Annotated in this window: 26 protein-coding genes; 4 read left to right on the top strand and 22 right to left on the bottom strand. The window is 65.4% G+C overall.

Annotated features, from left to right (window positions below; all coding sequences use genetic code 11):
• The first annotated feature begins 12 nt into the window (after positions 1-12).
• A complete protein-coding gene (locus tag F2P46_RS14910; RefSeq protein ID WP_166890915.1) occupies positions 13-1,305 on the top strand; it encodes a hypothetical protein in 1,293 nt (430 codons plus the stop codon).
• 225 nt (positions 1,306-1,530) lie between these two features.
• On the opposite strand, the gene F2P46_RS14905 is transcribed toward F2P46_RS14910, so the two are convergent.
• Genes F2P46_RS14905 through F2P46_RS14895 form a run of 3 tightly spaced genes read right to left on the bottom strand, consistent with a single transcriptional unit; the run spans position 1,531 to position 4,651 of the window.
• Positions 1,531-1,932, bottom strand: a complete 402-nt coding sequence (locus F2P46_RS14905; RefSeq protein WP_229509301.1) for a DUF440 family protein — start codon at positions 1,930-1,932, stop codon at positions 1,531-1,533.
• Positions 1,933-1,950: 18 nt separating this feature from the next.
• A complete protein-coding gene (locus F2P46_RS14900; RefSeq protein ID WP_166890909.1) occupies positions 1,951-3,012 on the bottom strand; it encodes a porin in 1,062 nt (353 codons plus the stop codon).
• Between the two features lie 37 nt (positions 3,013-3,049).
• Positions 3,050-4,651, bottom strand: a complete 1,602-nt coding sequence (locus tag F2P46_RS14895; protein WP_166890906.1) for a methyl-accepting chemotaxis protein — start codon at positions 4,649-4,651, stop codon at positions 3,050-3,052.
• Between the two features lie 199 nt (positions 4,652-4,850).
• Between F2P46_RS14895 and F2P46_RS14890 the strand changes: the two genes are divergently transcribed.
• Positions 4,851-5,285 carry an Sbal_3080 family lipoprotein gene (locus tag F2P46_RS14890; protein ID WP_166890903.1) on the top strand — a complete coding sequence of 145 codons (435 nt, stop codon included), beginning with the start codon at positions 4,851-4,853 and terminating at the stop codon, positions 5,283-5,285.
• A gap of 16 nt (positions 5,286-5,301) precedes the next feature.
• The gene (locus F2P46_RS14885) at positions 5,302-5,577 is read left to right on the top strand and encodes a hypothetical protein (protein ID WP_166890900.1); all 276 of its coding nucleotides are present in this window, start codon (positions 5,302-5,304) and stop codon (positions 5,575-5,577) included.
• A 54-nt stretch (positions 5,578-5,631) separates the two neighbouring features.
• On the opposite strand, the gene F2P46_RS14880 is transcribed toward F2P46_RS14885, so the two are convergent.
• The 19 genes from F2P46_RS14880 to F2P46_RS14790 all read right to left on the bottom strand — a co-directional run bounded on the left by F2P46_RS14880 (position 5,632) and on the right by F2P46_RS14790 (position 23,162).
• Entirely contained in the window at positions 5,632-6,861 is a 1,230-nt protein-coding gene (locus tag F2P46_RS14880) for a beta-ketoacyl-ACP synthase (protein ID WP_166890898.1), read from the bottom strand.
• The gene (locus F2P46_RS14875; protein ID WP_166890895.1) at positions 6,858-7,613 is read right to left on the bottom strand and encodes a 3-ketoacyl-ACP reductase FabG2; all 756 of its coding nucleotides are present in this window, start codon (positions 7,611-7,613) and stop codon (positions 6,858-6,860) included. The genes F2P46_RS14880 and F2P46_RS14875 overlap by 4 nt, the downstream gene beginning before the upstream one ends.
• Positions 7,613-8,092 (bottom strand): hotdog family protein, encoded by a 480-nt coding sequence (locus F2P46_RS14870; RefSeq protein ID WP_166890892.1) that lies wholly within the window; start codon positions 8,090-8,092, stop codon positions 7,613-7,615. The genes F2P46_RS14875 and F2P46_RS14870 overlap by 1 nt, the downstream gene beginning before the upstream one ends.
• Positions 8,089-9,270, bottom strand: coding sequence for a beta-ketoacyl-ACP synthase (locus F2P46_RS14865; protein ID WP_166890889.1), 1,182 nt, complete (start codon positions 9,268-9,270; stop codon positions 8,089-8,091). The genes F2P46_RS14870 and F2P46_RS14865 overlap by 4 nt, the downstream gene beginning before the upstream one ends.
• Before the next feature lie 4 nt (positions 9,271-9,274).
• Positions 9,275-9,817 (bottom strand): DUF3261 domain-containing protein, encoded by a 543-nt coding sequence (locus F2P46_RS14860; RefSeq protein WP_166890886.1) that lies wholly within the window; start codon positions 9,815-9,817, stop codon positions 9,275-9,277.
• Positions 9,810-12,167, bottom strand: a complete 2,358-nt coding sequence (locus F2P46_RS14855) for an MMPL family transporter (protein WP_166891205.1) — start codon at positions 12,165-12,167, stop codon at positions 9,810-9,812. Before F2P46_RS14855 ends, F2P46_RS14860 begins: the two co-directional genes overlap by 8 nt.
• Before the next feature lie 2 nt (positions 12,168-12,169).
• Positions 12,170-12,772 carry an outer membrane lipoprotein carrier protein LolA gene (locus F2P46_RS14850; protein ID WP_166890882.1) on the bottom strand — a complete coding sequence of 201 codons (603 nt, stop codon included), beginning with the start codon at positions 12,770-12,772 and terminating at the stop codon, positions 12,170-12,172.
• A complete protein-coding gene (locus F2P46_RS14845) occupies positions 12,769-13,203 on the bottom strand; it encodes a thioesterase family protein (RefSeq protein WP_166890879.1) in 435 nt (144 codons plus the stop codon). Before F2P46_RS14845 ends, F2P46_RS14850 begins: the two co-directional genes overlap by 4 nt.
• Positions 13,196-14,749, bottom strand: coding sequence for an aromatic amino acid ammonia-lyase (gene hutH, locus F2P46_RS14840; protein ID WP_166890876.1), 1,554 nt, complete (start codon positions 14,747-14,749; stop codon positions 13,196-13,198). The genes F2P46_RS14845 and hutH overlap by 8 nt, the downstream gene beginning before the upstream one ends.
• The gene (locus tag F2P46_RS14835) at positions 14,739-15,686 is read right to left on the bottom strand and encodes an acyltransferase (protein ID WP_166890874.1); all 948 of its coding nucleotides are present in this window, start codon (positions 15,684-15,686) and stop codon (positions 14,739-14,741) included. The genes hutH and F2P46_RS14835 overlap by 11 nt, the downstream gene beginning before the upstream one ends.
• Positions 15,683-16,426, bottom strand: coding sequence for a glycosyltransferase family 2 protein (locus F2P46_RS14830; protein ID WP_166890871.1), 744 nt, complete (start codon positions 16,424-16,426; stop codon positions 15,683-15,685). The genes F2P46_RS14835 and F2P46_RS14830 overlap by 4 nt, the downstream gene beginning before the upstream one ends.
• A 3-nt stretch (positions 16,427-16,429) precedes the next feature.
• Positions 16,430-17,506 carry a class I SAM-dependent methyltransferase gene (locus tag F2P46_RS14825; RefSeq protein ID WP_166890869.1) on the bottom strand — a complete coding sequence of 359 codons (1,077 nt, stop codon included), beginning with the start codon at positions 17,504-17,506 and terminating at the stop codon, positions 16,430-16,432.
• 13 nt (positions 17,507-17,519) lie between these two features.
• The gene (locus tag F2P46_RS14820; RefSeq protein WP_166890866.1) at positions 17,520-19,253 is read right to left on the bottom strand and encodes an AMP-binding protein; all 1,734 of its coding nucleotides are present in this window, start codon (positions 19,251-19,253) and stop codon (positions 17,520-17,522) included.
• Entirely contained in the window at positions 19,246-19,806 is a 561-nt protein-coding gene (locus F2P46_RS14815; RefSeq protein WP_368737914.1) for a hypothetical protein, read from the bottom strand. The genes F2P46_RS14820 and F2P46_RS14815 overlap by 8 nt, the downstream gene beginning before the upstream one ends.
• A gap of 2 nt (positions 19,807-19,808) precedes the next feature.
• Positions 19,809-20,081, bottom strand: coding sequence for an acyl carrier protein (locus tag F2P46_RS14810; protein ID WP_229477196.1), 273 nt, complete (start codon positions 20,079-20,081; stop codon positions 19,809-19,811).
• A gap of 10 nt (positions 20,082-20,091) precedes the next feature.
• The gene (locus F2P46_RS14805; RefSeq protein ID WP_166890863.1) at positions 20,092-20,346 is read right to left on the bottom strand and encodes a phosphopantetheine-binding protein; all 255 of its coding nucleotides are present in this window, start codon (positions 20,344-20,346) and stop codon (positions 20,092-20,094) included.
• Entirely contained in the window at positions 20,339-21,112 is a 774-nt protein-coding gene (locus tag F2P46_RS14800; protein ID WP_166890861.1) for a lysophospholipid acyltransferase family protein, read from the bottom strand. Before F2P46_RS14800 ends, F2P46_RS14805 begins: the two co-directional genes overlap by 8 nt.
• Positions 21,105-21,839 carry a beta-ketoacyl synthase chain length factor gene (locus tag F2P46_RS14795; RefSeq protein WP_166890858.1) on the bottom strand — a complete coding sequence of 245 codons (735 nt, stop codon included), beginning with the start codon at positions 21,837-21,839 and terminating at the stop codon, positions 21,105-21,107. Before F2P46_RS14795 ends, F2P46_RS14800 begins: the two co-directional genes overlap by 8 nt.
• Positions 21,840-22,385: 546 nt before the next feature.
• Positions 22,386-23,162, bottom strand: coding sequence for an SDR family oxidoreductase (locus F2P46_RS14790; protein ID WP_166879616.1), 777 nt, complete (start codon positions 23,160-23,162; stop codon positions 22,386-22,388).
• Between the two features lie 162 nt (positions 23,163-23,324).
• Here F2P46_RS14790 and F2P46_RS14785 point away from each other — a divergent pair, with 162 nt between their 5' ends.
• The gene (locus F2P46_RS14785; RefSeq protein ID WP_208296629.1) at positions 23,325-25,001 is read left to right on the top strand and encodes an electron transfer flavoprotein-ubiquinone oxidoreductase; all 1,677 of its coding nucleotides are present in this window, start codon (positions 23,325-23,327) and stop codon (positions 24,999-25,001) included.
• Positions 25,002-25,040 lie beyond the last annotated feature (39 nt).

Raw genomic sequence — 25,040 nt, 5'->3', positions numbered from 1 at the left:
AGGAATAAGCGCATGACTTCTCCCCAGGCAGAATGGCAAAAACACGTGCTCGGCTATGCCGACGCCATCAACGATTATGTGCGCACCGGCCTGGCCGACGGCTGGGACAAGGCCGGCGAAGAGCCGTCCATGCCACCGATGCAGCACCTGTTGCCGCACTGGCTCGAAGCGCTGCGGGAGGTCAACCAGCCCGGCAAGGACGAGGCCGCGCATGACGCGTTCCGCAAGGCCTGGCCGCCGGCGCACGCGCCGCTGGCCGACCTGCTCGATTCGCAAGGCATCAAGAGTTCGGAACTGCTCTTGCTCGACGATGGCAGCATGCTGCTGCGCGCCGGCGCCCCGTACCAGGATGGGCCGGTGCTGCATCTGCAGGGCGCCACCTGCACCGATATCGAGGGCATCGACTTTATCGGGCGCTGCCCGCAGCGCCGCTATTTTGCCACCTGCAATGACGAAGGCGTGACCGTCACCGATGGCTGGCTCGGCCCCAAGGTGGCCGAGCTGGCCTGGCCGACCGGGCATGAAGACCTGCCCGAAGGAATGGAAGGCGAAGACCTGGAAGACCGCCCGCGCCCGACCCGGCTGATCCCCTTTCCCGACGGCCAGCGTGTGCTGCTGGTCAGTTCAAGCGGCATTTACGTGCTGGCGGCCGGGGGCGCGCGGCGCCTGTGGCCGACCGCCGAGTCGCTGGAAGAAGATGGCTTGCCGGTGCGGCTCGACATGGAGCACGGCGCCATTTCACCGGATGGCAAGTGGATCGCGGTGGGCGGACAGGATGGCGCGCACCAGGTGTTCGACGCGCAGTTGAACATGGTCTCGAGCATCGGCCCGGTGGGCGAATATCCGCACTATGCTGCTTTCAGCGGCGACAGCCAGATGGCGATCTTCAACGCCTGCCACTTTTACGAGGGCGCCACCCTGGCCGTGGACGTGAAGGATTTCCCCGGCCTGGACACCGATTTCTACGACGACGACCCGCGCACCCCGACCGTGCAGGAAGGCGCGCGCGTGTACGCGGCGGTGCACCGCCAGGGCGAGTTCATCGTCGGCGACGCGCAAGGCTACCTGCGCGCATTCGGCCCGACCGGCAGGAAGCACTGGCACCACTTCGTCGGTTCGACCGTCATGGCGATGGATATTTCACGCGACGGCAACACCCTGGTGGTGTCGACCTGCGCCGGATTTATCTCCACCATCCGCCTCGACGCCGGCAAGGCCGCGCCATGGCAGATCGGCACCGGCGGACACCGCGAACTGCAACGCTGGCTGTTCTGGGCCAGTTTCGGGCGGCCGCTGCTCTGGTAAGTACGCATCCCCGCGCTCCCCCGGTGTCGCTCCCCCCGGTGTCAGGTCTGACATTCGGACACGAGCTCGGCGGTATTGCGGCAGAACCGGTGCCCGTTTGCCTCCCCCCGGTGTCAGGTCTGACATTCGGACACGAGCTCGGCTGTACTGCGGCAGAGCCCGTGTCCGTTTGTCAGACCTGACACCGGGAAGACACCGGGAATGCGTAGAGCCCGTGTCCGTTTGTCAGACCTGACACCGGGAGACTGGTAGATGGACCTGCGGGCACACCGGAAGCTTGCGCCGTCCCCGCTCAGGAAACCACGGTCCCGTGTACGGTTCGAGGACCGGTTTCCATAGAGCGTAGCAAGGCTGCTCATCCCAGTAGCGGCTCACCAGAAGCCATGCGTAGATCCGTTCGACGTACGGACAGGTATCGGACGGCTTGAACACCTTGTATTGGGTGAACTCGCGCGCCGTGACTGGCCTGCCCACCACCGCCTCCCAGAAGTCGAAGGGCGAACCGCAACCGACAGCACCATATTGCGCGAACTCGTCGATCTCTTCCGCGGTGAGGTGCGCTTGCACGTTCTCGCGAAAGTAGCGCTGGGCCAGTTCGAGGGTGTCGTCGTTCGTCCGCCTTTTCATTGCTTGCAATTGAGTCTCTCAGAAACGGTGCTGCACGCCGGTGATGACGCCACGCTGGGTGTCGGCAAAACCGGCATCATCACGCGACAGACCTGTCAGGCGCGCGTTCTTGGCCTTGGCATACGCCGCCGCCACGTACACATCGGTGCGTTTCGAGAGCGCGTAACGGTAGCGCGCCACATATAAGGTCGGGTCGGCATCGGCGCCGGCGGCCACGTTGCTCACATCGATTTTGTAGACCGCGCCGGTGATGGTGGTGTTCTGCAAGCCTTTCCAGGCGACGCCGGCCCACACAGTCTTGCCTTCCACATCGCGCAGCGTGCGGTTGCCCGACTCGGCCTGGTAATCGCGCGCGACCAGGTACATTTTGAACGAACCGGTTTCATAGGTCGCGCCGGCATGGATGACGGTGGCCTCGTCGCGCCGGCCGCTGGCCGCCAGCGTGTTGCCGTTGACCCGCTCCCAAGTGCCCATCAAGCCGAGGCCGCCGGCGCTGTAGCTCACGGCAGCGGCGATCTTGGCGCTGTCGCGCGCGCCGCTGCTCTGCTCGCCGAAACCATAGGTCGCGCCATACTTGAAGGCGCCGGTCGCGCCTGAATACTTGACCATATTATCGAAGCCGGTCGTCATGCCGTACTTGGACGGCCCGGTGGCCGGCCCGCTGGTGGCCCAGGAATAGAAGGGAGCAAAGCCCATCGGATCGAACTGGATGACGGTGTCGTACACGCTGGTAAACGAGCGCCCCAGCAGCACCCGGCCGAACTTGCCGTCCAGGCCCACACAGGCCTGGCGCCGGAACAAGGCGCCGTCCATGCCGCCGGTATCCATCAGCACGCCGCCTTCGAGATTCCACACCGCTTTCAGGCCGGCGCCGATGTCCTCGCTGCCGCGCAAGCCCCAGCGCGAGGTATTCATGCCGCCCGAACTGACCCGGGTGGCCGACTTGCCGCCGGCGAGCGCATCGGACGCATAATCGACGCCCGCATCGAGCAGTCCGTAGACTTGCACGCTGGACTGGGCATGGGCCGCGGCGCTGGCGCCGAGGGCGAGGACGGCAACTGCGAACGAGCTACTTTTCATTGGTCTCTCCGGTAAAGTGTACGGGGCCTTGCGGCCCTTAATGACGGGTGCGCGCGGCCGCCGGCCGCAACGCCGGCGCAGGCGCGCCGGCGCTGTCGAGCCGGAACACGCTGACCACGCGCGCCAGCTTGTCAGCCTGTTCCTGCAAGGCGTTCGCCGCGGCGGCCGCCTGTTCGACCAGCGCGGCGTTCTGCTGGGTCACTTCATCCATCTGCACGATGGCCTTGTTGACTTCATCGATGCCGGTGCTCTGCTCGTGGCTGGCGGCCGAGATTTCGGCCACCACGTCGCTCACGCGGCGCACGCTGACCACCACCTCGGTCATGGTGCTGCCGGCGCGCTGCACCAGCGCGGTGCCGGCGTCGACCTGGAACACGGAATTGTCGATCAATTGCTTGATTTCCTTGGCGGCCGCCGCGCTACGCTGGGCCAGGTTGCGCACTTCGGAGGCGACCACAGCGAAACCCCTGCCCTGCTCGCCGGCGCGCGCCGCTTCGACGGCGGCGTTGAGCGCCAGGATATTGGTCTGGAAGGCGATGCCGTCGATCACGCTGATGATGTCGACGATCTTGCGCGAGGAAGCGCTGATCGATTCCATGGTGCTGATCACTTCGCTCACCACGGCGCCGCCGTCGCTGGCGATGGTCGAGGCGGTCATGGCCAGCTGGTTGGCCTGGCGCGCATTGTCGGCATTCTGGCGCACGGTGGAAGTGAGCTCCTCCATGGCGGAAGCGGTTTCTTCGAGCGAGCTGGCCTGTTCCTCGGTGCGGCTCGACAGGTCCAGGTTGCCGCTGGCAATTTCCGCCGAGGCCAGCGCGATCGTATCGGTGCCGCTGCGCACTTGCTGGACCACGCCCAGCAGGCTGTCGTTCATGCTGCGCAGGGAAGTCATCAGCTGCCCGGTTTCGTCGGTGCTGGAGGCGACGATCACCCCGGTCAGGTCGCCGCCGGCCACCCGTCCGGCGATCGCCACCGCCTCCTGCAGGGGGCCGGCCACGATGCGCGCCAGGCCCACGGCCAGCAGCAGGCCCACCGCCGCCAGCGCCACCAGGCTGCCGATGATCAGCTTGCGCGCCATCTCGTAGGTCTGCATGGCAAACGCCGCCGACGCCGCGCTGCCGCTGTCATTGGTCTTGATGATGGCGTCGAGCGCTTCGTTAATCTGGCGAAATACCTTGTTCGACGGGCCACGGAAGGCCGCGCGCGCTTCATCCTTCTTGCCGGCGTGCGACAAGTCCGTCACTTTCTTGCTCTCGGCCAGGTAGTTGTCGAGCACCACCTTCAGTTCCTTGTAGAGCCGCGTTTCCTCCGCTTCGGTCACCAGCGCGGCGTACGACGCCTGCTGTTTGCGCAGGGTCTCCAGGCGCGTGGCCATCGACTTGTCGGTGGCCAGCATGTCGGTTTCCTCAAGCAGCAGCACATGGGTCGCTTCCGAGATGCGGTAGCGCGACAGCGAGGCCTGCACCTGCCCCAGGTAGCGTACCGAGGGCAGCCAGTTGCTGGCGATATCGTTGGAGGCGTCGCGCACCTTGACCAGCTGGCTGATCGAAAACACGCCCAGGAAACAGGCCATCGCGACGACCAGCGCAAACACCAGCATCAGCTTGCGGGCAATCTTCAGATTGTAGAACCAGGACATGGAGACCTCTCAAGTTTCCGGTGGACAACTGTCGATTCTATCCCCGTATTGATCCATGTCGAACTATTCGCACATAAGCGTTGCTTTTTAAGAGGCTGCGTACTGCCCCTTAGCGAACTCAGCAATCACTGAAAAAGATATGTTTACGGGGAAACGCAATGGTATAGTTCAGTCCCCATAATTTCCATTAAGAAACTATATGTTCTCCAGACTGGCCAGCGTTTCCCTTGCCCTGTTCGCCTTGAGCGGCTGTGCGATCCATCAAACCGTCAAGCCTGTCGAGCGGCTCGACAGCAAAACCGTGTGCATCGTCCAGAACGGCAACGTGCGTGCGACCTTCCTCGACGCCTTCGAGCGCGCGCTGAGCAACAAGGGTTACGAGGTCAGGCGCCTCGACAGCGACGCCTCGCTGATCGCGTGCCCGGTCACCTCGACCTACACGGCGAGCTGGCGCTGGGACTTGGCGATGTACATGTCGTATGCCGACATCGTCGTCTACAAGAACGGCAAGCCTTCCGGCAAAGCCACCTACGACGCCACGCGCGGCGGCGGCAATATGGGCAAGTTCATCGGTGCGGAAAAGAAGATCACCGAGCTGGTCGACCAGCTGTTCCCGAGCACTGCCGGCTCGTAAACCCCGGCACGGTGCTTTGCTAGTCAGCAAGGGGGATGAGGTCAAGCTGCTGGCGGCCGGCAGTTCCCCGCAGGCCTGCCCGGTGACCGCGCTCTATGATCGCAGCTGGGTCAACCGCGGCTCCTTCCATCTGGAGTTGAGCGATACGATCATCTATAAAGATGGCAAGCAGGTCGGCCGGGCCACGTACAAGGTGGACCGTGATGCGAGTTTGCTGTCGCAGATGGCCAATGGCGACACCAAGATCGAGGGGATGGCCGAGCAGCTGTTCCCGGGCAAGGCCGGTCAGTAATGATCAACTGCCCGATCGCGCGGCCGGCGTTCCCGGCCGCGCAGTCTTGCCTCGTTAGCCGTACTTCTTGAAAATGAGCGAGGTGTTAATGCCGCCGAAGGCAAAATTGTTGGTCATGATGTAGTCGGTGTCGATGCGCCGACCCTCGCCGTGGATGTAGTCGAGCGGCGCGCAGCGCGGGTCCACCTGCTCCAGGTTGATGGTCGGCGCAAACCAGCCCTCGCGCATCATCTCGATGCTGATCCACGCTTCCAGCGCGCCGCAGGCGCCCAAGGTGTGGCCCATGTAGCTTTTCAGTGAACTGATCGGCACACCCGCGCCGAACATGGCGTTCGTGGCGTGCGATTCGGCGATGTCGCCCTGCTCGGTGGCGGTGCCGTGCGCGTTGATGTAGCCGATCGCGCCAGGCGCCAGGCCGGCATCGGCCAAGGCCAGCTCCATCGCAATCTTCATCGTCGCCGCATTCGGCTGGGTAACGTGGCAGCCGTCGCTGTTGGTGCCGAAGCCGACCAGCTCCGCGTGGATGGTGGCGCCGCGCGCGAGCGCATGCTCCATCTCTTCCAGGATCAGGCAACCGGCGCCCTCCCCGATCACCAAACCGTCACGCGCGCCGTCGAACGGACGCGGGGTGCTGCCCGGCGTATCGTTGCGCGTGCTGGTGGCGAACAGGGTGTCGAACACCGCCGCTTCGGTGGCGCACAACTCCTCCGCGCCGCCGGCGACCATGGCCGTTTGCTGGCCGTTGCGGATCGCTTCATACGCGTAGCCGATGCCCTGGCTGCCCGAGGTGCAGGCCGACGAGGTGGTGATCACGCGCCCGGTCAAACCGAAAAACACGCCGATGTTCACCGGCGCCGTATGCGCCATCATCTTGATGTAGGTGGTGGCGTTGATGCCGCGCGTGCTGCGCTCTTCCATCATGCGGCCAAAGTCGCCGATCGCGCTCGGGGTGCCGGCGGACGAACCGAAGGACACGCCCATGCGACCGCTTTTAAGCAATGGATGCTCGAGCAGGCCGGCGTGTTCGAGCGCCATTTCGCTGGCGCGCGTGGCCATCAGCGCCACCCGTCCCATGCTGCGGATGGCTTTGCGGTGAAAGCGCTCGCCCAGTTCGAACGGGGCGGCCGCCGCCCCCAGCTTGGTGTTCAGGCCTTCGTAGTCGGCCCAATCAGCCATTGGCACGATGGCGTTGCGGTATTCGCCCAGGCGCGTGCGAATCGCGGCCCAGTCGTTGCCCAGGGGGCTGATGCCGGCCATGCCGGTGACGACGACGCGGCGCGTCATACCATGCCTCCGTTGACCGAGATAACCTGGCGCGTGATGTAGGACGCGTCGGCCCCGACCAGGAAACTGACCGCCGCCGCCACTTCCTCGGGTTTGCCGACCCGTTTGGCGGGAATCATCTTGAGCGCTTCTTCCAGCGGCACGTCGCTGATCATGTCGGTCTCGATCAGGCCGGGCGCCACGCAGTTGACGGTGATCGCGCGCTTGGCCAGTTCGATCGCCAGCGCCTTGGTGGCGCCGATGATGCCGGCCTTGGCGGCGCTGTAATTGACCTGCCCGCGATTGCCAGCCAGGCCCGACACCGACGCCATGGTGACGATGCGGCCGGGTTTGCGGCGCTGGACCATCGGCATGACCAGGGGATTGAGCACGTTGTAGAAGCCATCGAGATTGGTCTTCAAGACGATATCCCAATCCTCGCCGCTCATGGCCGGGAAGGCATTGTCGCGCGCCACGCCTGCGTTGCACACCACGCCGTAGTAGCAGCCATGCTGTTCGATGTCGGCCAGCAGCGCGGCAGCGGCCGCATCGCGCTCGCCGATATCGAACTGCAGCACGCGCGCGTGGCGCCCCATCGCTTCGATCTCGCGCGCGACCGCGTCGGCCTCGGCGCGCTGGCTGCGGCAATGAACGACGATATCGTAGCCGTCGCGCGCCAGGCGCAGCGCGATGGCCTTGCCGATGCCGCGCGACGAACCCGTCACCAATACTGTCTCGTTGATACTGCTGTGGCTACCGCTCTGGCTACTCATTAAAAACTCCGCTGCAAAAATTCGTTAACATTATCGGGCTGGAAGACCGTGATGGTGGCGTTGGCCAGGTTGGCCGCGCTGGCGCCATCGTCGATGCGGCAGTCGAACGCGCCCAGGCCGTTCTCGCCCTGCAGCACGTGCTGGACATGCACATGCAGCACGCTACCCAGGGTGAACAGGGGCACATTGGCCTGGTAGCGACGCGCGCCGAGCAAAAAGCCCACGCGCACCGCGTCGCCGCGCAGGCGCGCCAGAAAGCCGGCGTGGGCGGCGATGGCCTGCGCCATGTATTCGATGCCGACCCACGAGCCGACGCCCGCCCCCTCGACTCCTTCCGCGTCGAAAAACACGCTGTGCTGGCCGATGGTCACTTCCGCGCACAAGGTGCTGGTGCCGGCCGTGAGCACGCGGTCGAGGAATACCATCTCGCCTTCATGCGGGACCAGCGCGCGGATGTCGGGGAAGCTGTCGCTGTTCATTGGGTCCGTCCCAGGATCAAGGTGGCGTTCGAGCCGCCGAAGGCGAACGAGTTACTCAGCGCCCAGTTAAGCGGGCGACCGAGGCGCGCGCCGGGCGCCGCCACGTTCAGGACCGGCAGCGCCGGGTCGGGCACGCCGTCCCACAACTGCGGCGGCAGTAAACCTTCCGGATTGTCGATCTGCATGGCCAGCCAGATCAGCGCCGCTTCCAGCGCGGCCGCCGCGCCCAGCGCGTGACCGGTAAAACCCTTGGTCGAACTGACCGGCACCGCTGGCCCGAACAGGTCGTGCACCACGCGCGACTCCATCGCATCGTTCTGGATGGTGGCGGTGCCGTGCAGGTTGATGTAGTCGATCTGCGCGGCGTCGATGCCCGCCCGCCCGAGCGCTTCGGCAATCGCCAGGCGTGCGCCGCTGCCGGCCGGATCGGGGGCGGACATGTGATGGCCGTCGGAAGCTTCGCCCCAGCCGCACAGGGCGACCGCGGCCGGCTCGCGCGTCATCAGGAACAGGGCCGCGCCCTCGCCGATGTTGATGCCGGCGCGGTTCGCGCTCAGCGGGTTGCAGCGCGCCGCGCTGACCGATTCGAGCGCCGAAAAACCGGCGACCGTAAAGCCGCACAAGGTGTCGACACCGCCGGTGACGACGGCGTCGCACAGGCCCATGCGGATCAGGCGCGCGGCGCTGGCCATGGCCTTGGCGCCGGACGCGCAGGCGCTCGAATGGGCGTAGGCCGGGCCGGTGGTGCCCAGTTCGTGCGCCAGCATGGATGCGGGGGAGCCCATCTCCTGCTGCGCATAATGAAAATCGGCCGGCAGCGCGGCGCCCGCAAAATGCGCCCGCAGCGCCGCTTCGGTTTCGGCGATGCCGGACGTGCTGGTGCCGATCACGATGCCGACCCGGTTGGCGCCGTAGCGCGCCACGGCGGCATCGACGGCGGGGCGGATTTGCGCCAGCGCGGCCAGCGCCAGCCGGTTGTTGCGGCTGCGCTGGCCGAGCGGGAGCGCGGCGTCGTCGGGCAGCGCGCCAAGCACGCGCCCGAGCGGCAGTTCGCGCCCCGGCGACCAGGCCTCGGTCGGGGCGATGCCGCTCTCGCCGGCGTACAGGCGGCGCTTGATCTCTTGATGCGAGTCGCCCAGCGCGCACACGATCCCGCATTCGTTCAGAAAGAGCTTCATATTCTTAAGGCGCCGACTCGATGGTCAGGCGGTAATCGTAACGCAGGTTGTCGAGGACCACAGTGCCGCTCCAGCGCGGCATCTGCGTGTAGGTAATCGTGGCCACCACCGCGCCATCGAGGTAAAGGGTGCGGGAGAGGCCGGCGTCTTCGATGCACCAGCCCTGCGGCAGGCTGCGCGCAATTGCCTCGGCCGGCCACAGGGTCAGCTGCATGTCTTCCAGCACGTCGTCGGCGCGCACCTGCTTGGGCAGCATCATGTGGCGCCACGAGTTCAGTTCCTTGCCGTCGTAGTTCAGGCTCAGGACGCGCTGGCCGAAGGCCAGGCCGACCATCTGCACCTGCTGCGGATCGACTTCGACGGCGGCGTCGAGTTCGTCGATGCGGCCCTTGCGCTCGACCTTCAGGTGCTGCTGCACGCTAATGCTTGCCCCTAGCGCTTGCGGCGCCAGCTTGATGCCCAGGCGCGCGACCGGCGCCGGCGGCGTGCTACAGGCGCCCAGCAGCGTGGCGGCCAGCAGGGCCGCGAGAAGGCGGGAGTTACGCATGTTTCTTGTCCTCGGTGTTCGTGAAACAGGGGACCAGCAGCCACGCGAGCGCGGTCCCGATCAACATCGTCAGTCCGAACGCTTGCAGCGCCGGGGTGCGGCTCAGGCCAAGCAGGCCGAAAGACAAAATCGTATTGGCAGCCGACAGGCCCACCGCCAGCCACGGCGTGCTGTCGCGCCGGTCCGGGTGCTCCTGCATGAAGATGCCGTAATCGACGCCCACCCCCAAGAGCAGCATCAGCGCGAGCACGTGGAACAGTTGCAGCGACTGGCCGGCCAGGCCAAGCACGCCCAGGGTGGCGATGGTCGCCAGCGCGGTCGGCGCCACCACGCGCCAGGCGTTGCCGCGATAGCGCGGGTACAGCAGCACCAGCACCACCGCGTAGGCGGCCAGCACGACCCAGCCCATGTACTGCCGGTAGCGGCCCAGCACCGATGAAATCTCGGCGACCTTGTCGACCCACTGCACGCCTTCCATGCCCTCGCCCGCCTTACGCAGTTCGGGCAGCGCGGCCATGCTCATGCCGCGCAGCGCGACAATACTGGCGTGGACGCCGTCGATCTGGCCCAGCCACAAATGGCGCCATGGCTCGCTCGGCGGCGTCTTGAGGAATTCCTCGGGCGTGAGCGGTGTACGCGGCGCCATCAGGTGCGCGCGCGTGGCGGCGACCCAGGCGCTGTCTTCATCGATCGCCTTGGCCAGCGCGTCGAGCGGGCCGCCGGGCGCGAGCAGTTTGGCATCGACCAGGGCGCGCCGTTCGATCTGCGTGCGGGTCGACGGCACCCAGTTCGACATGGCCTGGTAGCCGCCGATGCGCTTGGCCGCGACCAGCGGATCGAGGCGGCGCTTGAGTGCTTCTTCGCGCTGCAGCACGATTTCGGCGCTGGCGCCGCGCACCAGGAAATACTGCACCGGCGTCGGCGCATCGAGCAATTTACCCAGTTTGATCTGGTCGTCGATCAGGTGCTTGGGCGGCGTTTGCAGCGAGCGGATATCGTCATTGACGCCCAGGCGCGACCAGCCGAAACCGGCCAGCAGCACGAACACGGCTGCGATGGCGAAGGTCGGCGCGTCCAGGCGCGCGCGCGGCCAGCGGCCCAGCGCCGCGCCGTAGCTGCGCGCCAGCGAGCCGGTTTTCAGGGTGCCGCCGGAAACGAGCAGCGGGAACCAGCAGGTCACCGTCAGCCAGGCGAACACCAGCCCCACGGCGGAAAACACGGCCATGTGGCGCAGGCCGGGGAACGGCGTAAAACCGAGGCCCGTGTAGCCGATCACCGCCGCCAGCAAGGTCAGGCACAGTCCCGGCAGCAGGCGTTTGAGCAGGCGCACCGAATTCTCGTCCGGATCGGCGCTCATGCGGTTGCACAGGTAGTAGATGCCGTAATCCTGGGCCACGCCGATCAGGCTTGCCCCAAAAACGAGCGTGAGCAGGTGGATGCGCCCGAACAGCAGCCAGCACACCGACAGCGAACCGAGAAAACCGATTCCGATCGAGAGCAGCACCAGCGCGATCGGACGCAGCGAGCGGAAGGTGAACCACGTCAGCAGCACGATGCCGGCCAGCGAGCCGACGCCGATGGTCGACATTTCGCCTTCGGCCTGGTGGCTGGCGGCGGCGGCATGCAGCACCACGCCGGCCGTGATCACGCGCGCCTGCGGGGCGGCCTTGAGCGCGGCCTGCTTGGCCTGTTCGAGCAGCGGCACCACGGTTTGCTGGGCCGTCATCGAAAATGCCGGCGCGCGCATGGTCAGCGGCATGAGCACGTATTGACGTTCGGCGTCGGCCACGAACAGCTTGTCGTCGCGCGGACGCACGGGTGTTTCTTGCGCGCGTTCCTGGACCCAGCCGGTGAACAGGCCGAACGGATCGTCGCGGAAGGCGCCCAGCTTCGGGCCTGAGAAGGCGGTGTACAGTTTTGCCAGCGCCGCCTCGGTCCAGAATTGCGCGCTCTCGTTGCGCAGCTGCGCTTCCTGCGGCGCCGTCAGCAAAGCCACGCTGTGCTTCTGGAATGGCGCCAGCCAGTCGCCCTGGGTTTCGTCGGACAATTTGACCGCTTCCAGCACGCCGGGCTTGCTGGCCAATACGGCGTTGTAGGCGTCTGCGGCGCGCCTGGCGTCGTTCCAGTCGGCGGCGCCGACCAGCACGATCACGCGCTGCTGCGCCGCGTCCACCATGTGGGTGAACGACTCCTGCAGCACCCGATCGCGCTCCTGCACCGGCAGCAAGGTCAGGATGTCGGTGTCCGGCACGATGCGCTGGACCATCCACAGGTAGGCGTTATGCCCCAGCAGGGCGCACACCACCACGGCCCAGATCCAGGCCAGCCACTTGTGCCGCTTTACTTCCATGTTCACAGCAGCGCCGCCTCATCAAGCGTGATTGCGCCCTCGCCTGTTTTGATCTCGGAGAAAACGATCAAGGTTTTGTCGCCCGATGCTTCCGCAATCTGGATATTTTTCACGTAGGCGCCGCCGTCGAGCGAGATGGCGCCGATGGCCTTGGCCAGCGCCGGCTGGCGCGCCTTGAGCGCCACTTGCCAGGCGCCGCCATCGACGCTGCCATCGACTTCGAACAGGGTCTCGAGCTGGCCCAGGTCGCCCGAGAGCAGCGAGAACAGCACGCTGTTAATCATGCGTACGGTCGGTTCCTGCTTCGCTTCGAGGCGCATCGCCACGCGCTCGCCCTGGAAGCTGACGATTTCGTCGCGCGTCAGGCGCAGGGTGTTCGGGAATGGCTTCAAGGTGCGCCACAGCACGCCCTTGCCGGCGACGACGCAAAAGCGGCCGTTCGAAGCGAGCGGCTTTTTCATGCCGGCCAGGTGCTTGGTCTGGTCGAAGCGGCCGCACAGCATGCTCGGCTTGGCCAGCAGCGCTTGAATTTTGGCGATCGGCGCGGCGGCGGTGGCCGCTGCGCAGGAGGCGGCGATGGCGAATGCCAGGATCAGGCGTTTCATGCGGGTGTGACTCCTAGTTTTTCAAACAGCACGGGCGGCGACATGAAACACATCTCGCCGCTGGCGATATCGACCGCCACCTGGGTGGTGCTGGCGCGGTTCAGGCGCTTGCCGCTGGCCGCGTCGGTGATCAGGTAATCGATCTTGAGGCGGTTTTCGTATTCGACGATTTCGGCGCGCAGGGTCAGGCGCTGGCCGAACACGGCCGGCCCGATGTAGCGCAGGTTCATGTCGATCACCGGCCAGGCGAAGCCGGACGCCTTCATCTGCTCGTAGTTGTAGCCGATCTTGTCGAGCAGCGCGCAGCGCGCCACTTCGAGGTACTTGACGTAGTTACCGTGCCAGACGATCTGCATCGGGTCCAGGTCGAAGAACTGGACCTGCATCCCGGTCTCGGCGAACCAGCGGCTCGGCGGCGCGCCCCTACGCATACAGGCTCCAGGCTTGCTCGCGCAGGCGCGCAATGAGCACGCGCAGCTCGGGCTCCAGGCGGCGGTCTTCCACCACCGGCGCCACGTCCACGCCGATTTTTTCCATCATGTCCATCAGCGCGGCCGGCGCGGGATGCTCCGGATTGACGCGCAGGCGCAGCCACACGCCCTGGCGCACCGTGATCAGGAGCGCGGCGACCACCTGCTCGGTCAGGTCGAGCACGCGCAGGCAGTCGCGCGCGGCGATGGTGCCCATGCTGACCTTGTCCTGGTTGTGGCATTCGGTCGAGCGCGAAAACACCGAGGCCGGCATGGTCAGCTTGAGCGCTTCCGCGGTCCATGCCGAAGAACTGATCTGCAAGGCTTTCAGGCCGTGGTTGATGGCCGCGCGCGGACCTTCGGCGCCGGACAGGTTGGCCGGCAGGCCGTGGTTGTAGCGGCTGTCGACCAGCAATGCCATCTGGCGGTCGAGCAGATCGGCCAGGTTGGCGACCGCATTTTTCATGCCGTCCATGGCAAAGGCGATATGGCCGCCGTAAAAATGGCCGCCGTGCAGTACGCGTTCGCCTTCGGCGTCGATGATCGGATTGTCGTTGGCGCTATTGAGTTCATTTTCGATCGACTGGCGGAAGAACGGCAGCGCGTCGGCCAGCACGCCGATGACGTGCGGCGCGCAGCGGATCGAGTAGCGGTCCTGCAGGCGCTTGCCATTGCGTTCGGCCCGGCCCACGTGCAGGTCTTCGCGCAGCCATGCGGCCACGCCCTGCATGCCGGCGTGCGGCTTGACCGAGAACAGGGTTTCGTCAAAGTGGTGCGCATTGCCGTCGAGTGCGAACGAGGCCATGGCGGTAATCCGCGTGCACATGCGGGTCAGGTATTCGGCGCGGTCGTAAGCCAGGCAGGCCAGCGCGGTCATGACGGCGGTGCCGTTCATGATCGCCAGCCCTTCCTTGGGGCGCAGGCGCAGCGGCGTGATGCCGGCTTCCCGCAAGGCTTGCGCGGCCGGGACCTGCACGCCGTCGCGCCAGACTTCACGCTCGCCGCACAATACCGCCGCCAGGTAGGACAGCGGGGTCAGGTCGCCGCTGGCGCCGACCGAGCCTTCGCTCGGGATCAGCGGCAACAGGCCCGCGTCCAGGAGGCGCGCGATCTGTTCCAGCAGTTCGACGCTCACGCCCGAAAAGCCTTTCGAGAGCGACGCCAGGCGCGTGGCCATGACCGCGCGCGTTTGCGCAGGAGTCAGGTACTCGCCCAGGCCGCAGCCGTGATAGGTATACAGGTGGTGCGGCAGTTCGGCTACCAGTTCGGGGGGGATGACCACCGTGCACGAGTCGCCGTAGCCGGTGGTCACGCCGTAGATGGTGCCGTCCTCGCGCAGCAGGCGGTCGAGGAAATCGGCGCCGCGGGCGATCGCCGCGCGAAATACCGGATCGAGCGACAGTTCCGCGCTGGCGGTGCCGCGCGCAATATCGACAATATCCTCGATGGTGAGGCGCTCGCGGTCGAAGGTGACGGCGCGGCGGGTGGTGCTCGGGTCAGGGTGCATCGTGCTTGTCCAGATGGGGTAAGTGCCAGAAATCGTAAAAGTTGAACCACTCGAGCGGGGAACGGGTGCAGTGGTGCTGCAGGCGCGCCGCGTAATCGGTGGCGATGGCCGACACGGCTTCGTCGCGGCCCTTGCGCGGCAGGCGCACCGACTCGCGCAGCAGTTCGAAGTGGACTTCGTAGCCGCGCTTGATGCGGGTCGAGAACATCATGTAGAGCGGGCATTGCAGGACCGAGGCCAGCACGTAGGGGCCGACCGGAAAGGCCGCGTCAAAGCCCAGGAACGGCACCGTTGCTACGCGCGGGTCGGGCGCGACCGGTACGCGGTCGCCGGCGATGACGACCAGTTCGCCGCGCCCTACCCGCTCCGACAGCATCATTGCCGTGGCCGGATTCATCTCGGTCACTTGCAGCAGGTTGGTCTGGCTGCGCGGGTCGAGCGAAGCGAGCATGTTGTTGAAGGCCTGCGCGTGGCGCGTGTGCACCAGCACCGTTAGTTTCAGGCCCGGCACGTCATTCGACAGCACGCGGCACAAGTCGGCGTTGCCAAGGTGCGAGCAGACCAGCACCGCGCCGCGCCCTTCATCGAGCAGGCGCCGCATGGGCGCCATGCCGATATGGCTGACCGAGGCGGTGTCGAACAGGCCGCCCCACAGCAGCATCTTGTCGAGAATGGTTTCGGCGAAGCTGCCGAAGTGGCGCAGCACGCCGTACCAGCCTTTGGGAACCGGGGCAAAGGCGCGTACGCGGTCCAGGTAGGTCGTCGATGCGCGGCGCGCGGCCGGTTTGGTGAGCACATACCAGGCCAGCACCGGATAGAGCACTACGCGGAACGGCCAGCGCCCGAACACGCGGCACACCCAGAACAGCAGGCGCATGCCGCCCACGAAGCTCGATTCCGAGATCGACGCCCAGTGGCTGGCGTGCAGGCGCGTCATGCGCTGCGCCATTTGCGGGCCAACAGCTTGGGCAGGCGGACCAGCATGCCGAAGAACAGGACCGTATGCATGCGCGAAATGAGCACGTTGTCGCGAAAGGCATGGAAGTGCGACACGCCGTCGCTCGGATACGTGACCCGGGTCGGCAGGTTCACCACCTGCACGCCGTCCCAGAACAGGCGCACCAGGATTTCGGGGTCGAAGTTCATGCGCTTGCCGAGCGAACAGCGCGTGTCGAGCGAGAGCACCGGCGCCACCGGGTAAATGCGAAAGCCGCACATCGAATCGCGGATCGCGAACGAGAGCGTGTTAATCCAGATCCAGACGTGGGTCAGGTAGCGCGCGTACAGGCGCAGCTTCGGCACCGACTCGTCGTACACCGGGCAGCCGGCAATCACGGCGCGCGGATGCAGGCGCGCCAGCGCGATGAAGCGCGGGATGTCGGACGTAGCGTGCTGGCCGTCGGCGTCCACTTGCAGCAGGTGCGTAAAGCCGGCTTGCGCGGCGCTCCTGAAACCCGTTAGCACCGCCCCGCCCTTGCCCTGGTTGACGGCGTGGCGCACCAGCGCGACCTTGCCCGGATGCGCTTGCGCCAGCTGGTCGAGCACGCGCGCGCACGAAGGCGAGCTGGCGTCGTCGACCAACAGGCATGGCAGGTCGTGAGCGAGCACCGCGTCGACCACGGCGCCGATGGCGTGTTCGTGGTCGTACACGGGGATCATCACGCAGGGCTTGAACATGACTTACGCCGCGCGGCCGAAACGCAGCAGCGAGTGGCAATAGCCGATGCCGTCGCGCGCGGTGAGCAGTTTGAGGCCGGCCGCTTCGGCCAGGCGCACGTAGTCACCGCTCTCGTAGATCTTGCTGTTCCCGCTGGCCATGGCCGTGAAGTACGGCGAGGTGTTGATCAGGCAGTAGGAGGCGATGTCGTAGCGCTGGCGGTCCCAGAAGGTGTCCATCACCAGCAGTTGGCCCTGCGGCGCCAGCGCGGCGCTAGCGCGTTCGAGGATGGTGGCAATCGCCGGCTCCGAGAAGCAGCTCAAGAATTGGCTCATCCAGATCACGTCCATCCCGGACGGCAGCGCCAGGGCCGGGTCGAGCAGGTCGGTGGGGTGCAGGTGCGCGCGTTCGCGCACGCCGGCCGTCTCCAGCGCGCTTGCGGCGACCGACAACTGGCGCGGCAGGTCGACCAGGTGCAGTTCGACGTCGGCGTTGTAGTCCAGCGCGACGCAGCTGAATTTGCCGGTGTTGGCGCCCACGTCCATCAACTTGCGCGGCGCGGTGGCGAAGACGTCGGGCATGATCGACGGGAACGAGGTGTCCGAATAGTAGTGGTCGAAGGCGAACCAGCTGGTCTTGGCCGGCTCCGACAATTCCGACAGGCCCTGGTACAACGTGGGCCACTCGCCCAGGGCTTTGAGGCCGATCGGCTTTTCGGCGTCGAGCGACTCGTCCAGCTTGAACAGGCCTTGATAGCAGACGTCGTGATTGAAATCGATATTGATCTGGGTGATGCTGTCGGTAAGGACGCAAAAGCCCGCCTTGTCGAGCGCATAGCGCCCGCCATGGACGAACACCACCCCGGCCGACAGGCAGGTTTCCAGCACCACCTTGAGCGCGTACTCGGTCCAGCGGCCGCTGGCCGCCATCTCGCTCACGGTCAGCCCCGTTTCGCCGGCGTCGGCCAGCGTTTGCAGCATGCCGCGCTTCCAGGCGTAGCGCACGCACTGGAAGACCACCGGACCGAAGGCGATTTTTTGCGCTTCGAAACGGGCTTCGAAGGCAGTCTGGCGTTCAGGGGAGAATTTTTTATCTAACATGCGACGCTTCAGGTTAAGGGCCAAACAGGATGCGACCACCGGCATGCTGCCCGGCGTCGGAGAAATAGCGGAAATGCAGGGTGCAGTTTGCGCTGTCGTACTTGAGCTCGAGCCGGAACGGCACATCGGGCCGCACCACTTGCTGGAACTTGAGCGCGTGGATGCCGCGGAACCCCGGCGCCACGGCGAAGTGCTCGCGCCCGTAACGGATGGCCCAGTCGACCTGCACCACGCCAGGCAGCACCGGCGCCTGCGTGAAGTGGCCGTCGAAGTAGAACAGGGTCGACGGCACCACCAGTTCGAGCAGCACCCGGGCGCCGTTCGGTGGCGCGTCGCGCTCGATCAGGCGCACCTGCGGCACGCGCGGGCGGGCGTCGCCCACGCCGAGCAAGGCAAGCAGCTGCGCGTGGGTGGTCTTGCCCTGGGCGTTGAATGGCAGTTGATCGAGATAGCGCCAGCGACGCGGCAGCGCCACCGCCTCCACCACGCCGCCCAGGTGGGCGCGCAGCAGCGCGTTGAGCGCCTGCTTGCCCTCGGCGCCCAGCAGCGCGCGCCCGCTGGCCGAAGCAATCACGAAGGCGGCCAGCACCTGGCGCTCGCCGGCGCGTTCGGGGCAGACGATCACGCGCGCTTCGCTGGCAAAGCCGGACGCCAGCAAGGCCGCTTCGATGGCGTCGAGCGAGATGCGTTTTTCTTCGATCTTGACCAGGCGGTCGCCCCGCCCGAGCAGCAGGAAGCGTGCGTCGGGAGCGGAACTGACGCGGTCTTCGAGTTCCAGCCAGCCGTCGTCGCCCAGGTGGTGCGAGCGCACTTCGAGGCGCCCGCTGTCGGGCGCGATGCGCCAGGCCACGCCGGGCAGCGCTTCCCATGCGCCGGGCGAGCCGGGATGGTGGCGGCGCCAGGCCACGCCGCCGGTTTCGGAGCTACCGTAAATTTCGGCCGGGACGTGGCCGAGCAGGTGGGCGGCCGCCACCGAAGCGTCGGGTGCGAGCGGGCCGCCCGAGGAGAACACCGCGCGCAGGCAGGCTGCGGCGGCGCGCCAGTCCAGGTGCGACGGCAGGCGTTTCAAATGGGCCGGGCTGGCCACCAGCACGCACGGGCGCTGGCCCAGCATCAGCGCCAGTTGTTCCGGGAAGGCCAGGCTGGCCGCGTGGATTGCGCGACCGGCCGCCAGCGGCCACAGCACCTTGAACAGCAGGCCGTAGATATGTTGATGCGAGACGGTCGCGATGATGTCGGCGTCGCCCATGGCGGGGCCGAACAGTGCCTCCAGCGTGCTCACTTCGCTGATCAACTGCGACAGTTTCTTGGGAATCGCCTGCGGCTCGCCGGTGCTGCCGGAGGTGTGCACCACCAGCGCGGGGAAGCTGGCGTCAGGGCCGCTCCATGGCAGCGCGCAGGCCTCGTCCTGCCGAGGGTGCAGCGGGGTCCAGCGCGGCGGGAACTCGCCCAGGAAGCAGTCGACCGAACGCGCCAGCGCGACGCAGCTGGCGTCGAGCGTATCGGCGCTGAGCCAGACGGTTTTGCCGGCCTGCCAGGCGCCGAGCAGCGCGGCGGCAAATTCGAGGCTATCGTCGAGGTACAGGGCGGCGTTGGCGCCGGGCGTACGCAGCGCCAGCGCGCGCCACGCGCCCACGCGCGCGCGCAAGGCGGCCACGCTGACAGGCGTGCTGACCGAGGCGGCCTTGCGCCAGCCGGCGATGGCGGCGCCATCGCGCGCGCCGAGAACAGAAAACAAATCAACCATGATGCAATCGCTTAAAGCGCAGGCGTACCAAAAATTCAGCGGCGAACAGCACGCCCATCAGGCCGTACGAAATCACGCCGTTGTACAGCGACCAAACCTCTTGCGAAGCCCACAGCGCGGTGCCCAGCGCAATGGCGCCGTTCACCACGAAAAACCCGCACCATACCTTGGTGACGGTGCGCGTGTACGCCACCGCCGCCGGCGGCAGGTCCGGCTCGCGCATGCGCGCAAAGCGCTCGACCATCGAAACCGGCGTGCTCAAGGTGTACCCGAACGCCGCCAGCAGGCCGGCGTTGACCAGCACCGGATACAGCTTCAATGGCAGCATGCCGTTGCCCATCACCGTCAGCGCCGCCAGCAGCAGGGCGCCGGCGACCGACCAGCGCGCGGCCACGCTGGCCTTCATGGCCGGCAGGCGCGCGCCGGCGGCCAGCACCAGCAGCAGCGCCAGCCAACGCGGCTCCACCCTCCCCTGTCCATACCAGATGGCCAGCGGATAACACAGCGTGAGAACGACCGAGGTCGCGGCCAACAGCGCGGCCAACAGGCGCACGCTTATACCGCCTGTTCCTCGACCAGGGCATCGAGCGCATTGACCACGTCGCCGATGGTGCGGATGGTCTTGAACACTTCCGGCTGCAGGCGCTTGCCGGTCAACTGCTTGAGCTTGACCGCCAGGTCGACCGCGTCGATGCTGTCGATATCGAGATCGGCGTACAGGTTCGACTCGGCCGTCAGGGCCGATTTATCGAGCTCGAACATCTCGGCCAGCAGATCGACAACCCACGCTTGCAGCTCGTCGCGGCTCATATTGTTTACGTCTACCATACAACCTCCATTACTTTTTGCGGTGGGTTTCAATCAGCGCCGCCAGCGCGCGCACCGACGCGAAGTGGCTGCGGGTATCTTCCGAATCAGCCGACAGCGAAATGCCGTAACGCTTTTGCAGCGCGACGCCCAGTTCCAGCGCGTCGATCGAGTCCAGGCCCAAGCCTTCGACGAACAGCGGCGCTGCGCTGTCGATATCGTCGACGCCAATATCTTCCAGTTGCAGGACGTCGATGATCAGTTGTTTCACTTCTGTTTCAAGCATGGCCTTGGTACTCTCCAGTAAAAAATCGTTGCAGGTGATCCGTCAGATGACGCACCGCCATTACTTCACTTACGCCGGTGCCGAGGAAGGCGCCGATTTCGATATCGTCTTTCACTTCAAGCCGGAACTGCACGAAGCGCTCCGGCACGCGCCACCACTTGTCGCCTTTGCCGAGCGTGGGCGGCTGGCAGTCGATAACCACCGGCGTCACGGCGCGCGCGCCGCGCACGGCGATGTTGGCGGCGCCGCGTTTGAGGCTGATCGCGCCGCCGGCCGGGGTGCGCGTCCCTTCCGGGAAAATGATCAGGTTGTTCCCGGCGCGCAGGGAGGCGATGCACGCCTCGACCAATTGCTCGCCGCTGTCGTTGCTGATGTAGCCGGCGGCGCGTACCGGGCCGCGGGTGAACGGGTTATTCCACAAATGGCTCTTGACGATGCAGTCGGCACGCTTGACGAACGCCATCAGGAACACGGTGTCGATCAGCGACGGATGGTTCGCCAGTATCAGCAGGCCGCCGCGTTCGAGTTTTTCGAGGCCGATGAATTCGTAGCGCAGTACACCAAGGCCGCGCATCAGGCCTACAAAGCTGCGAAACGTCAGGCGCAGGATGGCGCGCGCCGCCGTCACCCGTGCCGCGCGCTCCCACACCACCAGCTGCAGCAGCGGAAACACCACGATGCGCAGCAGCAGGCCGCCGATCCCGAACGCCAGAAAACTCAGGCCGGTGGCGAGCACGCGCCAGTACCGGCCGATCCGCTTAACCATTACGCGTCCAGGTCCATCGTTGCGGGCCGGCGTGGCGCACCAGGCGGGGCGCGCCGCTCAACTGAAAATGCAGCACGTCCAGGCCACCGGGCCGGGTGGACGCCGCCACCTCGCCAGCGCCGCCATCGCAGGCCAGGCTGATGGCGTCCGCGCCGGGCGCGGTCATCAGCCATGCCCACGCGTGCGGCTGTTCGTCGCAATCCTCGAAGTGCGCGAGCGCCGCCGGCAGCGCGCAATCGTACGCCACCAGCAGGACCATGGGCGCGCCGTCGGTCAGCAGGCCGCAGGCTTCGACCACCCCATGTTCCACCGTCGCCGCACCGGCCGACAGGGCCATGTGATTGGCGCGGTCGGTGCGCGCGATCGAGAACAGGCCCGCGCTGGCGTTATGCACGGCCAGGCCGAAGCCGGTCGGCGACATCGGCTCGCCGCGCGCGAGCTCGCCAAGCAAGTCGACCGCGCGCGACACTTCGCCATGGCGCGAGCAAAATACGGCCGGAACATTCGTGCGTCCATCCAGGCAGCGGTAAGCCACGTCGAGCGCCATCTTGCCCAGAAAGCCGGCGCGGCGGCGCAGCATGGGGGGCATCGCCGCCACGACCGGGTCGGCGCCCTCGCCGATCCGGGTCGGCGCTTGCGCCCATGCGGACCAGGCCTCGGCCGTTGCCAGCCCGGGCGCCCACGCCGAATGCGCAGCAATGGAAAACTTCAGCCCGTCTACTCGCATTGGGTACTAATTTCTCAAAGGTACATACAGCCCAAATTATAAACTGCCGGTCATACTGGCTCCTAGGGGAATACTTCCATTCGAGAAACTAAAGTAGCACCAAGCAACAGAAGTGCGAATTGTCCCACTGTTAGCGGATTTTATGCAAATAAATAGCTGATACACAACAGGGAGGAGGCTGGAGGGAGGCCGGGGAGCAACAAAGACGATTCTCGGCCTGGGCGCAGGTGGACAGTACTCGCAGGATGGCGGGTGTTGCGAAAATGGCGGAATGACGCAACCTTGGTGCGCAAACCTTGGTGTCAGGTCTGACATTCGGACACGACCTCGACACTACCGCCGGTGTCAGGTCTCTGACATTCAGACACGGCCTCGACCGCACTACGATGCCTGACACCAGCCGGGGGGGCGTTCAACTGCACAGGCCGTGTCCGAATGTCAGACCTGACACCGTCTTTGGCACACAGCGTCTTGGCACCGCCTGGTGGACGCGCATCGTCTGTTGAGCGAATTGCTTGCCGCGCCGATGAACGGGGAACTATGACCTTATTGCGCGGTCATACCATCATCGGCGGTGATGATGGCGCCGTTGATGAAGTGACTTTCTTCGGCGGCGAGCAGCAGCAGCAGGCCGTCCAGGTCTTCCGGCTTGCCGGGGCGCTTGCGCGGCAGCATGTCGATCAGCTTCTGGCCTTGCTCGGTGGCGAAGTATTCTTCATTGATTTCGGTCGAGATGTAGCCGGGGCAGATGGCGTTGGTGTTAATGCCATATTTGCCCCACTCTACCGCCATCGCCTTGGTCATCTGCACCACCCCGGCTTTGCTCATGCAGTACACGCCAATCTGCGGCAGCACGCGCAGGCCGGCCACGGAGGCAATATTGATAATGCGGTGCTGCTTTTTGGGATCGCCCTTGGCGCGCTGGATCATGCGCTTGGCGGCTTGTTGCGCGACAAAAAACGCGCCGCGCAAATTGGTGTCCATGACGTAGGAGTAGTCTTCCGGCGTCACGTCCACCAGGCGCTGGGTGGTCGAAACACCCGAGTTGTTGACCAGGATGTCGATCGGGCCGGCTTCGGTTTCGGCGTGCGCAATGGCCGACTTGATGCTGGCCAGGTCGGTCACGTCGAGCGTGACCACGTGCGCGGCGCCGCCGTCGGCTTCGATCTCGGCGCGCAACTCCTTGAGCCGGTCGGTGCGGCGTGAAGCGAGCACAACCTGAGCCCCGGCCCCGGCCAGGGCCTTGGCGAAACGTGCGCCCAGGCCGCTCGATGCGCCGGTAATGAGTGCGATTTTTCCTTCGAAATTTACTTCAATACCCACGATCGGCTCCTGTGCGGTGGTCTTGCGAAAGCATAATGATGTCACAAATTGCCAGTATTAGATGGCAGCGTCTAATATTGTCCGTAAAATGGCGTCAAAGTTGCAATCCTCGACAAAAAGCCGCACACTCGTGCTTAAATTTTTCTATCCCATGAAGAGACCATGACAGAGCCTATCAACATCCTCGAACAATACGGTCCGCGCGAAGCAATGGAGTACGACGTTGTCGTCGTCGGCGGGGGGCCTGCCGGCCTGGCCGCCGCCATCCGCCTGAAACAAATGGCGGCCGACAAGGGTCAGGAAGTGTCCGTTTGCGTGCTGGAAAAAGGCGGCGAAATTGGCGCCCATATCCTGTCCGGCGCCGTGATGGATCCGCGCGCACTGACTGAACTTATTCCAAACTGGAAAGAACTCGGCGCGCCGCTGAATACCGCCGTCACCGAAGACCGCATCCTGTTCCTGACCGAAAGCAAGGCGTACCAGACGCCGGGTTTCGTGGTGCCGGCCTGCTTTGAAAATCATGGCAATTACGTGGTTTCGCTGGGCAACGTGGTGCGCTGGATGGGCCAACAGGCCGAAGCGCTGGGCGTGGAAATCTTCCCGGGCTTCCCTGCCGCCGAAATCCTGTACAACGAGAATGGCTCGGTCAAGGGCGTGGCGACCGGCAATATGGGGGTCGACCGCCACGGCAAGCCGACCGCAGCCTTTCAGCTCGGCATGGAACTCCATGCCAAGTACACCATGTTCGCCGAAGGTTCGCGCGGTCACCTCGGCAAGCAACTCATGGTCAAGTACGACCTGAACAAGGGCAAGGACCCGCAGTCGTACAGCATCGGCATCAAGGAACTGTGGGAAATCGATCCGGCCAAGCACAAGCCAGGCTTGGTGATCCACACCACCGGCTGGCCGCTCAAGTCGGATACCTATGGCGGTTCGTTCCTGTATCACATGGAAAACAACCAGGTCATGGTCGGTTATGTGATCGGGCTGTCGTACGAGAATCCCTATTTGTCGCCGTATGAAGAATTCCAGCGCTATAAAACGCACCCGGAAATCCGCACCTTCTTCGAAGGCGGCAAGCGCATTTCCTACGGCGCGCGCGCGATCACGGCCGGCGGCCTGCAAGCCTTGCCGAAGCTGGTGTTCCCGGGCGGCGCGCTGATCGGTTGCGAGGCGGGTTTCTTGAACATGAGCCGCATCAAGGGCAGCCACGCGGCGATCAAGACCGGCATGCTGGCGGCCGAGTCGGCCTTCGCGGCGCTGGGCGAGCAGCGCCAGCACGATGAATTGTCGACCTTCCCGACCGCGTTCGAACAGTCCTGGCTGCACGAGGAGCTGCACGTGGCGCGCAATGTGAAGCCGTGGCTGTCGAAAGGCCTGTACCTGGGCTCGATCATGACCGCCATCGACCAGTTGATCTTGCGCGGCAAGGCGCCGTGGACCTTGCACCGCGATTATGGCGACCATGAGTGCCTGAAACCGGCGGCCAACTATGCGCCGATCGCGTATCCTAAGCCGGATGGCAAACTGACCTTCGACCGTTTGTCGTCGGTGTTTATTTCGAACACCAACCACGCGGAAGACCAGCCGATTCACTTGACGCTCAAGAACGATAGCATTCCGGTATCGGTCAATCTGGCGCAGTATGCCGGTCCGGAGTCGCGTTATTGCCCTGCGGGCGTGTATGAGTATGTGAAGACCGACGAGGGCAAGGATCGCCTGCAGATCAATGCGCAGAACTGCGTGCATTGCAAGACCTGCGATATCAAGGATCCGACGCAGAATATCGTGTGGGTCACGCCGGAAGGTGGCGGCGGGCCGAATTATCCGGGAATGTAAGACCCTCACCGTCGGTTTCGCCATGGCGAAGCCGACGGT

Origin of the sequence: Massilia sp. CCM 8734 (genome assembly GCF_011682155.1) — a bacterium.
Taxonomy (GTDB): domain Bacteria; phylum Pseudomonadota; class Gammaproteobacteria; order Burkholderiales; family Burkholderiaceae_D; genus Telluria_A; species Telluria_A rubra.
This window is presented reverse-complemented; position numbering and strand designations above follow the sequence as displayed.